We start from the raw sequence: 10,636 nt of genomic DNA on the forward strand, positions 1-10,636 counted from the left end.
GGCCACCTCCAAGGCCGGCGTCATCGGGCTGATCCGGTTTCTCCCCTTCGAAGGTGCGATGCAAGGCTGGGGCACGGCGCTGCTGGTCGCGGGACTGTTCGCGGGCTTCTATGGCATCGGCGCTGGCCTGTGGCAGCGGAAACAGCGCATGGTGCTGGCCTATTCATCCGTCAGACAGCTCGGGCAGATGGCGGCGGCGCTCGGCGCGGGCCTGGCGCTTGGCAATGCGCAGGCTGCCGTGCTGGTGGGCTTCTATGCGCTCTATCATGTGCTGGCGAAGGGCGGGCTGTTCCTGGCCATCGCCGCGATTGCCGGCGCGCGCTGGCTGGTGCTGATCACCGCAAGCCTTGCCGCACTCGGATTTGCGGGCCTGCCGCTCACCGGCGGCGCGCTCGCCAAGCTGGCGGTGAAGCCATTGACGGGCGGCGGCGTTGCCGAATGGCTGTTCGCCCTTGCCGCCACCGGCAGCACGCTGCTGATGCTGCATTTCATCCGCCTGATCCGCGAGATGCCGCCGGCGGCCGCGCCAAACCGGGGCGCGCTGCCGGCCTGGCTGCTTACGTTCACGCTGGCGATGCTGTTGCCGTGGCTGCTGTTTGCCAGGGCCACGGACCTTGCCACGGCCGATGCCGTGACACCCGCCGCGCTGCTGGATCTCGCATGGCCGGTGGCGGCCGGCCTGGTGATTGCCTTCAGTCTCGCCGCCCTCAGACTGCTGCCCCGGCAGACCGCCACCAGCGATGCGGAAATCATCGCCGACCCCGTTCTGAAACTGTGGGACGGCGTGGCTCACGCCGTCAACTGGTGCCTTGGTCAGCTGGCAAGCGCCGAGTCGGTGGCGCGCCGCTGGAGTGTGTCGTCATCCATGCTTGTGCTCGCCCTGCTTGTGTTCACGCTGCTGCTTGCCCTGGGACGGTGAAACAGGCAGCTTCGCGGAACAACAGCGCGAGGACGGCTTGCCATGCTGGTGGCCAGAAATGCGACGCCGGTTCTGCGAGCGCGGCGAAACCATCGATGACGAAAGCGGAGCGATCATGGTCGAGCCGCATCTGCGCGCCGCCTGTGCCGGATGAATTCTGGTTCCGCAAGCGGCTGGCCCGCATTGGCGCGGGGCCGGGCAAAACCCTCGGTTCTTGTGATCTCGCCTACGCCCAGCCCGCGGAAGTCATGCAAGGTCTCATGCAGGGCATGCAGAAGGTTGACGCCGCGGTTGTTGTGCGGCACGCCTCGCCTGGGCCGGATAAGGAACCAAACTGGCCAACGGCGCCAACTGGCGCGACTTACATGGTCTTGTGGCTCTATGCGCCGAAGAGCGAGCCGCCATCGATTTTGCCGGTCGGACGCGGGGCATCGAAGCCGCCGCCGCTCGTTCGCGCGGCGCAAGGGGCCGCCAAAACTCCGCCACGCCGGACTTGACCCGGGGGTCTTCTTTGCTGGCCGCGAAGAGGATTTCGCGGTCAGGCATTCAGCCCGCGGCCCTTGCGGTCATCGTCCGCCCGTCCCGGGCGCGGAGCGTCAGCGTGCCGTCATCCGCGATGGCGAAACCGGACAGGCCTTCGAGAATCTCCATCACCGCGCGCTCCTGCGCCATCAGCGCCTGTTCGCACATCATTTTTGTCGAGGCGAGGGGCCCGGCCGTGAGGCCCTCGCCGGTCAGGCTGTAGCCGCCGAAGAACCGGTTGCAGGAGCCGTTGCCGTTGATCTTGCCATCCTCGCCGAATTTGACAGACGGCGCGGATCCGGCAGCCACCGGCTTGCCCTCGATTGCGGTGATCTGCCAGTCGCCATGCAGCAGCGAGGCCGGTTCGCCACCGCAGCCGGTGAAGGTCTTGCCGCCGCTGGTCACGGTCACAGTTCTCGGGAACGGCATGCCGCTCATGGTGTCGTTGCAGATTTTCTCCGCGACGGTCAGCGTGAGAGCCGCGGCTTCATAAACATCGGCCTTGCCCTCCCGGCGGGGGGCGGGTGCCGGCTTCACCGTCACCGCCGCGCCGTCCATCGGCTGGAACGTGATGGTGTCGTCGGACATGATCAGCGACCAGAAAGGCTCATTGCCCTGGGCGCGGAACGGGTTCGAACCATTCGCCATCGCCGGCGCGGCGACAACGGCGAGAAACATCACGGCCAGTGCAAAACGGATCATCGGGGTTCCTCCAGCTTGAGACGTCCATAACATGTTTTTTTTCCTAGCGCAACAAATTGACGAAAAGATGACGCCACGAAGGGAAGGCCGCGCCGCTCGCGCCAAGATTGCGCTCCGGCCCTATCGCAATTGACAGATGAGCGGACGGCCACCAGAATTCCCAATTTAGGCTGCAAAGACAATCTTGATCAGTGTGCCATGCTGGAATCGCCAGTCATGGAACGGTCCTTCGAGGAGAATATCTCATGGCAACAAGACGTGATCTGCTGGCCTCCATCCCGGCCACCGGCGCCGCCTTCGCGGTCGGCGGCGGCGTGCTGTTCGAGGAAAGCCCGGCCCGGGCGCAGGAGGCCACGCCGCTGGCCGGCCACTTCCACCCCAAGGGCAAGGCGCCGTCCCGCTTCACGCTTGATGTGATCAAGACATCGGCCGCCGATCTTCCCTTCGCCGACGAGCGCGATCTCGAGGAAGTGGAGAAGGGCTTCATCGCGCCCATGCCCGATCTCAAGATCATGGCCGATGGCGGCCACGTCGCCTGGGACATGGAGCGCTTCCAGTTCCTCAACGAGGACCGTGAATTCGACAGCATCCACCCCTCGATGCTCCGCATCGCGAGGCTCAATAACAATTACGGCCTCTATGAAGTGATCCCCGGCATCTACCAGGTGCGCGGCGCCGACCTCTCGGACATCACCTTCGTGCGCGGCAAGACCGGCTGGATCGTGTTCGATCCGCTGGTCACGGCCGAGGTGGTGCGCGCCGCGCTGAAGCTGTTCCAGGAGAAAGTGGGCGGCGGCCTGCCGGTCACCGCGGTCGTCTATTCCCATACGCATGGCGATCACTGGGGCGGCGTGCGCGGCCTCGGCATCAGGGACGAGGACGTGGCGTCGGGCAAGGTGCAGATCATCGCGCCCGTCGATTTCATGGATTTCACCATTTCCGAGAATGTCTTCGCCGGCAACGCCATGAACCGGCGCCTGTTCTATCAATACGGCCTGCTGCTGCCGGTGTCGCAGCATGGTTTCGTGACCCAGGGCCTGGGCCACAAGATTTCCGCCGGCCAGGCGGGGCTCATTGCCCCGAACCGGCTTGTCTCCGAAGCGATCGAGGAGTTCGAAGTCGACGGCGTCAGGATGATTTTCCAGAACACGCCGAACACCGAAGCCCCGCGCGAGATGAACACCTACTTCCCGGACATGAAGGCCCTGTGGATGGCCGAGAACGTCACGGCGACGCTGCACAACATCTATACGCTGCGTGGCGCCCAGGTGCGCGATCCCCTGCGCTGGTCGAAATACATCGCCGAGGCGCTCTACCGCTTCGGCATCGAGGCGGAAGTGATGTTCGCCTCGCACCACTGGCCGCGCTGGGGCAACGCCCGCATCCAGGAAGTGCTGCGCGACCAGCGTGATCTCTATGCCCATATGAACAACCAGGTCCTGCATCTCGCCAATCAGGGCGTCACCATCAACCAGATCCACAATGTCTACCGCCTGCCGGACTCGATCCTGCAGAAATGGCATTGCCGCGGCTATCATGGATCGCCGGAGCATAACGCGCGCGGTGTCGTGCAGCGCTTCCTCGGTTTCTGGGATTGCAACCCGGCGACCCTGGTTCCGCTCTCGCCCGAGGACTCAGCCCCGCTCTATGTCGAGATGATGGGCGGGTCCGCCAAGATCATCGCCCGCGGGCAGGAGCTGTTCAACGGCGGCAAGTTCATGCTGGCGATGGAGATCGTCAACAAGCTGGTGCAGGCCGAACCGCAAAACGAGCCCGCCAGGGACCTGCTCGCCGACATCTTCGAGCAGCTCGGCTACCAGCAGGAGAACCCCGGCCTGCGCAACAGCTTCCTCGCCGCCGCCTATGAGCTGAGATCGGGGATCCCGCAGGGCGAGGCGGCGAGCAGCGGCAGCCCCGACGTGATCCGCGCCATGTCAACCGAGCTGTTCCTCAACTTCCTCGCCATTAAGATGGACAGCCGCAAGGTCGAGGGGTTGAGTTTTGTCATGAACCTGGTGACCCCCGACAATGGCGAGAAATTCCTCGTCGAACTCGAGAACGCCACCCTCACCAATATTGCCGGCTTCCAGGCGGAAAAGCCTGACCTGACGCTCACCATCAACCGGGCCGATCTCGAGCTCACCATGATGGGCGCGAAGAAGCTCGAGGATCAGCTGAAGGATGGAACCGCCACCGCGGCCGGCGATGTCAGCATCCTCGGCAAGCTGGCGGCGGCCATGGTGGAATTCGACCCCCGCTTCGAGATCATGCCCGGCACCAAGGCCAGGACGGACACCGCCATGGCGGCGCCGGCCGATGCTTACGAGGCTGAGACCGGGAAGGTCATCCCCGAATAGAAGCGGCCGATCTGGCGGAAGACCTTGTCTTGATATACCGTGTAATCCGATTGCCGGTAGCAGAAGGAGGAAACCAAATGAAACTCGTCAAGATCGGCGCTGTCCTGTTTGGCCTTGCCGTGCTGTCTCCGGTGCCCGAGGCGCCGGTGAGCCTCTCCATCACCACCGCCGCCGAGGCATCCCAGGCCCAGCGCAGCCGGGACTGCGCGGCGCGGGCCACGCGCTACGCCGACCGGAATTTCTACCGCACCACGGCGGGCACGGCGGCGCTTGGGGCAGGCGTTGGCAGCGTGGCGGGCGGCAACCGCAATGTCACGCGCAATGCCACGCGCGGCGCCCTGATCGGCGGCGGGCTCGGCATGCTGCGGTCCAACAGCCAGTGGTCCAACCTCTATAACCGTTATTACCGCAACTGCATGCGGTGACGGCAGCCCGTTGCCTTGGCGGCGGCGCTGGCCTAGCCTTGTCTGGCCTTTACGGCAAACAGGGAGAAAACCACCATGTGCAATACCTGCATCATCGAGGGCGTGAAGGCGTCGGCCGCCTCGCGCCGCTCGTTTCTGATAAAGTCCGCCGCGGCGGGAGCGGCCGCGCTGGCGGCCAGCATGGTCAGCGCGAAAGAGACGCTGGCGCAGAGCTCCGGCAAGGTCGTCGACCTGACCCATGTCTACGACGACAAGTTCCCCACCTTCAGCGGCCAGCCCGGCATCACCGCCGAGAAGATCGTGGACTTCAAGAAGGACGGTTACACGATCTATAAGCTCACCATCTTCGAGCACACCGGCACCCACATCGACGCGCCCCTGCACTTCACCGAGGCGGGTACATCGGTTGCCGATCTTGAGCCGCAGACGCTGGTTTGCCCGCTCTGCGTGATCGACATCAAGGCCAAGGCCAAGGACGATCCCAACGCCGCGGTCACCAAGGCCGATGTCGAGGCCTGGGTCTCCGCCAACGGCGAGATTCCGAAAGGCGCCTGCGTGGCGATGAACTCCGGCTGGGCGGCGAAGGTGGGCGATCCGTCGTTCCGCAATCTGCCGGACGGCAATTTCGCCTTCCCGGGCTTCGCCAAGGAAGCGACCGACATGCTGGCCGAGATCGGCGCCGCCGCCATCGCCGTTGACACGCTGTCCCTCGATCCCGGCAATTCCAAGGATTTCGCGGTTCACTATTCCTGGTTGCCGGGCGGCCGCTATGGCATCGAGAACGTCAACAACCTCGACGCCGTGCCGGCCAAGGGCGCCACGGTGTTCGTGGGCGCGCCCAAGCACCGGGGCGGCACCGGCGGTCCGGCGCGCATCATCGCGACGATGTGATGGCGACGCAGACGCTGCTTGGCGACGAGACGGCGGGGCCGGAGGCCCGCGCCGTCTTCGACGATATCCGCCTCAAGCGGAACACCGACTATGTGAATAATTTCTGGCGCGCGCTGGCGCACGACCCGGCCTTGCTGAAGGCCATCTGGGAGCGGCTGCAGCAGGCGATGGCGCCCGGCGCGCTCGATCCGCTGGTCAAGGAAATGATCTACATCGCGGTATCCGCCACCAACGGCTGCAGCTATTGCGTGCATTCGCACACCGCCGCGGCCCGGGCCAAGGGCATGACGCCAGCCCAGCATGCCGAGCTTCTGCAGGTCATCGCCATGGCCAGCCAGACCAATGCGCTGGCCAACGCGCTGCAGGTGGAGGTTGACGAGCGGTTCAAGACATAGCAGCCGGATTTGGCGGGGCCAGGGCCGCTTCACGGCGCATCCGCCGATCTGCTAAGGGATGAGCGTGTGAAATCGCTCTATCCCGGAGGCTGGCTGTGAGTTCCTACCCGCGTGACATGAAGGGCTATGGGCGGGCGATCCCCGATCCGAAATGGCCGGGCGGCGCCAATGTCGCTGTGCAGTTCGTCCTCAATTACGAGGAGGGCGGCGAGAACAACATCCTGCATGGCGACGCCGCGTCGGAGGCCTTCCTGTCCGAGATCGTGGGCGCTCAAGCCTGGCCCGGCCAGCGCCACTGGAACATGGAGTCGATCTATGAGTATGGCGCCCGGGCCGGCTTCTGGCGGTTGTGGCGCATGTTCACGGAGCGGCAGATACCGCTCACCATCTATGGCGTGGCGCATGCGCTGATGCGCGCGCCGGACCAGACGGAGGCGATGAAGGAAGCCGGCTGGGAGATCGCCAGCCACGGCCTCAAATGGGTCGAGCACAAGGACATGCCGGCCGAAGAAGAGCGCCGCCAGATCGCCGAGGCGATCCGCATCCACACCGAAGTCACCGGCGAGCGGCCTTTGGGCTGGTATACGGGCCGCTGTTCGATGAACACCACGCGGCTGGTGATGGAGGAGGGCGGCTTTCTCTATTCCTCCGATGACTATGCCGATGACCTTCCCTATTTCCTGCCGAAGCCCGGCGGCGGCCGTCACCTGATCATTCCCTATACGCTCGACGCCAACGACATGCGCTTCGCCACCCCGCAGGGCTTCAACACCGGCGAGCACTTCTACCAGTATCTGAAGGACAGCTTCGATTGCCTCTATGAGGAAGGCCGGCGCGGCAGCCCGAAGATGATGTCAGTGGGCCTGCATTGCCGCCTCGTGGGCAGGCCTGGCCGCGCCCTGGGCCTGGCGAAGTTCCTCGATTATGTGCGGGGCCATGACAAGGTGTGGCTGGCCCGGCGCATCGACATCGCGCGGCACTGGCACGCGAGGTTTTGAAACGGGCCACACGCCAATGCATCCTTTTCGCGAGGCTGCGTGCAAGCCGCTTGCATCCGGTTCACTTGGTCTTGCCAACTTGTGAAAATATACATTGAAACCTGGTGGCGCTGTTAACGGAAAACTATCTTTTGGATTTATTTTGTTGCCTGATCTTTGCCCCGAATAACGTTGAAGCGCGGCCGCTTTGCCAGACATTAACCTGGCTCGATCTACGGAGGGATTGAATAGAATTGCATCAGTTGCTCGCTGATGCGGGCATCTTATGACTGGGGCGAGGCTATGGACCGGGTCATTGCGTTTTGCTTCCGCGGCTCTGACACAAGGCGATAAGGATGGCGGGCTCTGAAAGCGCCGGCGCTGAAGATCTCGAGAAGGTGGGCCTCCGGGGCGGCTTCCTCTGGGATGGCGGCGCCGGGCGGGAAGTGCCAGACCTTCTGCGTGACTTTGTGGCCGCCGCTGACTTTAGCTTGACAGTGCCGGAAACTGGCGTGCCAGCCGGGCAGGCGCTCACGGACTGGACGGCGGGTGACCCGCGGATTGGCGGGATGATCGCGGAACTGCTGTCGCGGATGCGGGCGGAAGCGGAGGCCGATGGCCTCGCCTGGAGCAGCTTTGGCCCTGCCCCCTATTCGATGTGGTATACGGCCACGCCCGGCACCATTTTCATCCAGTACGATGTCGACGGGGATGGCCGGGCGGACCGCATCTTCGGGCTCGACACAACGACGATGACGGTCAGCACCCTGCTGGATCGCACGGCCGCGGTGGTTGGACTGAGTCTGGTGGGCTTCGGCCCCAATGACGGCGCTCTGGCGCTGGGCGAGGCGATAACGGCCGTGGTGGAATTCTCGGCGCCGGTCACGGTGGCCGATGGCGTTCCGGCGCTGGCGCTCTCGAACGGCGGTGTGGCCAACTATGCCGCGGGCGCCGGCAGCAACCGGCTGGTATTCTCATATGTTCCGGCGCCCGGAGAGGACACGGCGGATCTCGGCATTGCCGGTCTGCTTGCCAATGGCGCGCGCATTGCAAGCGTCAGCGGCCTCGCGGTCGATGTTTCCGGGCTTAAGGTGAGCCCGGCAGGCATAGTGGCTGTCGATACCGCTGCCGCTGCTCCGGCGGTGGCGCTGGCCGCCGACAGCGGGATCGCGGGCGACCGGATCACCAGCAACGGCGCGCTCACCGTCACCGGCACCGAGACGGGCGCCACGGTGCAGTACTCCACCGATGGCGGAACCAGCTGGAGCAGCAGCTTCTCACCAGTCGAGGGATTGAACACCGTTCAGGTGCGGCAGACCGACGTGGCGGGGAACACTTCTGCCTCGACGAGCTTCAGCTTCACGCTGGACACGGCTGCTGCCGCCCCGGCGGTGGCGCTGGCCGCCGACAGCGGGATCGCGGGCGACCGGATCACCAGCAACGGCGCGCTCACCGTCACCGGCGCGGAGACCGGGGCCACCGTGCAGTACTCCACCGATGGCGGCATGACCTGGTCGTCGAGTTTCTCGCCCGCTGAAGGGCCGAACACCGTTCAGGTGCGGCAGACCGACGTGGCGGGGAACACTTCTGCCTTGACAAGCTTCACCTTCACGCTGGACACCGCCGCCGCGGCTCCCGGCGTGGCGCTCACCACCGACAGCGGCAGTTCGGCAACCGACCGGATCACCAGCAACGGCGCGCTCACCGTCTCCGGCACCGAGACCGGGGCAACCGTTCAGTACTCCACCAACGGCGGGACCAGCTGGAGCAGCAGCTTCACGCCCGCTGAAGGGTCGAACACCGTCCTCATCCGCCAGGCCGACGTGGCAGGCAATACGTCTGCTTCGACAAGCTTCAGCTTCACGCTGGACACGGCTGCTGCTGCTCCGTCGGTGGCGCTGGCCGCCGACAGCGGGATCGCGGGCGACCGGATCACCAGCAACGGCGCGCTCACCGTCACCGGCGCCGAGACCGGCGCCACGGTGCAGTACTCCACCGATGGCGGCATGACCTGGTCGTCGAGTTTCTCGCCCGTAGAAGGGCCGAACACCGTTCAGGTGCGGCAGACGGACGTGGCGGGGAACACTTCTGCCTTGACCAGCTTCAGCTTCACGCTGGACACGGCTGCTGCCGCCCCGTCGGTGGCGCTGGCCGCCGACAGCGGCAGTTCAGCGACCGACTGGATCACCAGCAACGGTGCGCTGACCGTCACCGGCACCGAGGCCGGCGCCACGGTGCAGTACTCCACCAATGGCGGCACCAGCTGGTCCTCCAGCTTCACACCGGCCGAAGGCTCGAACACCATCCTCGTCCGCCAGGTCGATGTGGCGGGGAACACCTCTGCTTCGACGAGCTTCAGCTTCACGCTCGATACGGTTGCCCCAGCAGTAGCGCCCTCTGTGGCGCTTGTCACTGACAGCGGTACGGCGGGTGACCTGATCACCAATTCCGGCGCGCTGACCGTCACCGGCACCGAGACCGGGGCCACGGTGCAGTACTCCACCAATGGCGGCACCAGCTGGTCGTCCAGCTTCACGCCGGCCGAAGGATCGAACACCGTCCTCGTCCGCCAGGTCGATGTGGCGGGGAACACCTCCGCCGCGACCAGCTTCACCTTCACCCTGGATACGGTTGGGCAGGCCCCTGTCATCACCGGCTTCTCGGACGATACCGATGTCGCGGGCGATGGCAAGACAAGTGACACCAATCTGCTGATCTCCGGCACGGCGGAGCCGTTTGCGACGGTGACGCTTTCCGGAGCCGTTACGACCCTCACCACCACCGCCGCGGCCAATGGCAGCTGGTCGATCCAGACCGGCGAGATGGGCTTCGGCAACCGCAGCTTCACCGCCACCGTCACGGACCTTGCGGGCAATGTCAGCCCGGTCTCGAGCCCGATCTCCGTTTCCATCATCGCCGACCTCACCACGCTCAGCGCCACGCAGGGCTTCGTCATCCAGGGCGACGTCGCGAATGACCGGGCAGGCTATTCGGTCGCCTCGGCCGGTGACGTCAACGGCGATGGCTTCGACGACATGATCGTCGGCGCCTGGTCAGGCGGCGACGGTGGTGCACTTGCGGGAGAAGCCTATGTGGTGTTTGGGTCAGCATCTGGCTTCGGAACACTGGTGGGAAGCCGCCGGGTGATCGACCTCACCACGCTGACTGCCGCCCAGGGCTTCATCATCCAGGGCGATGTGGCGGGTGACTGGGCGGGCTGGTCAGTTTCCTCGGCGGGCGACGTCAATGGCGACGGCTTCGACGACGTGATCGTCGGTGGTCGACTAGGCGACGACGGCGGCGCGGATGCCGGCGAGGCCTATGTGGTGTTCGGATCGGGCTCCGGCTTCGGGACGCTGGTGGGCAGCCGCCGGGTGATCGACCTCACCACGCTCAGCGCCACGCAGGGCTTCGTCATCCAGGGCGACGTCGCGAATGACCGGGCAGG

General features: G+C 65.3%; 7 protein-coding genes and 1 pseudogene. 7 read left to right on the plus strand and 1 reads right to left on the minus strand.

Going from position 1 to position 10,636, the window contains the following annotated elements:
• On the plus strand, nucleotides 1-919 hold a 919-nt coding region (locus ACKOED_RS02970; RefSeq protein ID WP_408915089.1), incomplete at its 5' end, for a proton-conducting transporter membrane subunit.
• 546 nt (nucleotides 920-1,465) lie between these two features.
• Here the strand turns inward: ACKOED_RS02970 and ACKOED_RS02975 are convergent.
• A complete protein-coding gene (locus ACKOED_RS02975) occupies nucleotides 1,466-2,143 on the minus strand; it encodes an META domain-containing protein (RefSeq protein ID WP_408915090.1) in 678 nt (225 codons plus the stop codon).
• 245 nt (nucleotides 2,144-2,388) lie between these two features.
• Here ACKOED_RS02975 and ACKOED_RS02980 point away from each other — a divergent pair, with 245 nt between their 5' ends.
• From ACKOED_RS02980 to ACKOED_RS03005, 6 genes and pseudogenes are all read left to right on the plus strand, one after another.
• Complete coding sequence (locus tag ACKOED_RS02980) at nucleotides 2,389-4,500, plus strand: alkyl/aryl-sulfatase (protein WP_408915091.1); 2,112 nt, start codon at nucleotides 2,389-2,391, stop codon at nucleotides 4,498-4,500.
• A gap of 77 nt (nucleotides 4,501-4,577) precedes the next feature.
• A complete protein-coding gene (locus tag ACKOED_RS02985; RefSeq protein WP_408915092.1) occupies nucleotides 4,578-4,925 on the plus strand; it encodes a hypothetical protein in 348 nt (115 codons plus the stop codon).
• Between the two features lie 75 nt (nucleotides 4,926-5,000).
• Nucleotides 5,001-5,816, plus strand: a complete 816-nt coding sequence (locus ACKOED_RS02990; RefSeq protein WP_408915093.1) for a cyclase family protein — start codon at nucleotides 5,001-5,003, stop codon at nucleotides 5,814-5,816.
• Nucleotides 5,816-6,211 (plus strand): carboxymuconolactone decarboxylase family protein, encoded by a 396-nt coding sequence (locus tag ACKOED_RS02995; RefSeq protein ID WP_408915094.1) that lies wholly within the window; start codon nucleotides 5,816-5,818, stop codon nucleotides 6,209-6,211. The genes ACKOED_RS02990 and ACKOED_RS02995 overlap by 1 nt, the downstream gene beginning before the upstream one ends.
• Nucleotides 6,212-6,327: 116 nt before the next feature.
• A pseudogene (gene puuE, locus ACKOED_RS03000) lies at nucleotides 6,328-7,194 on the plus strand (allantoinase PuuE); the annotation flags it as partial.
• A gap of 350 nt (nucleotides 7,195-7,544) precedes the next feature.
• On the plus strand, nucleotides 7,545-10,636 hold a 3,092-nt coding region (locus tag ACKOED_RS03005; protein WP_408915095.1), incomplete at its 3' end, for a beta strand repeat-containing protein.

The sequence above is a fragment of the Aestuariivirga sp. genome (assembly GCF_046093005.1).
Taxonomy (GTDB): domain Bacteria; phylum Pseudomonadota; class Alphaproteobacteria; order Rhizobiales; family Aestuariivirgaceae; genus Aestuariivirga.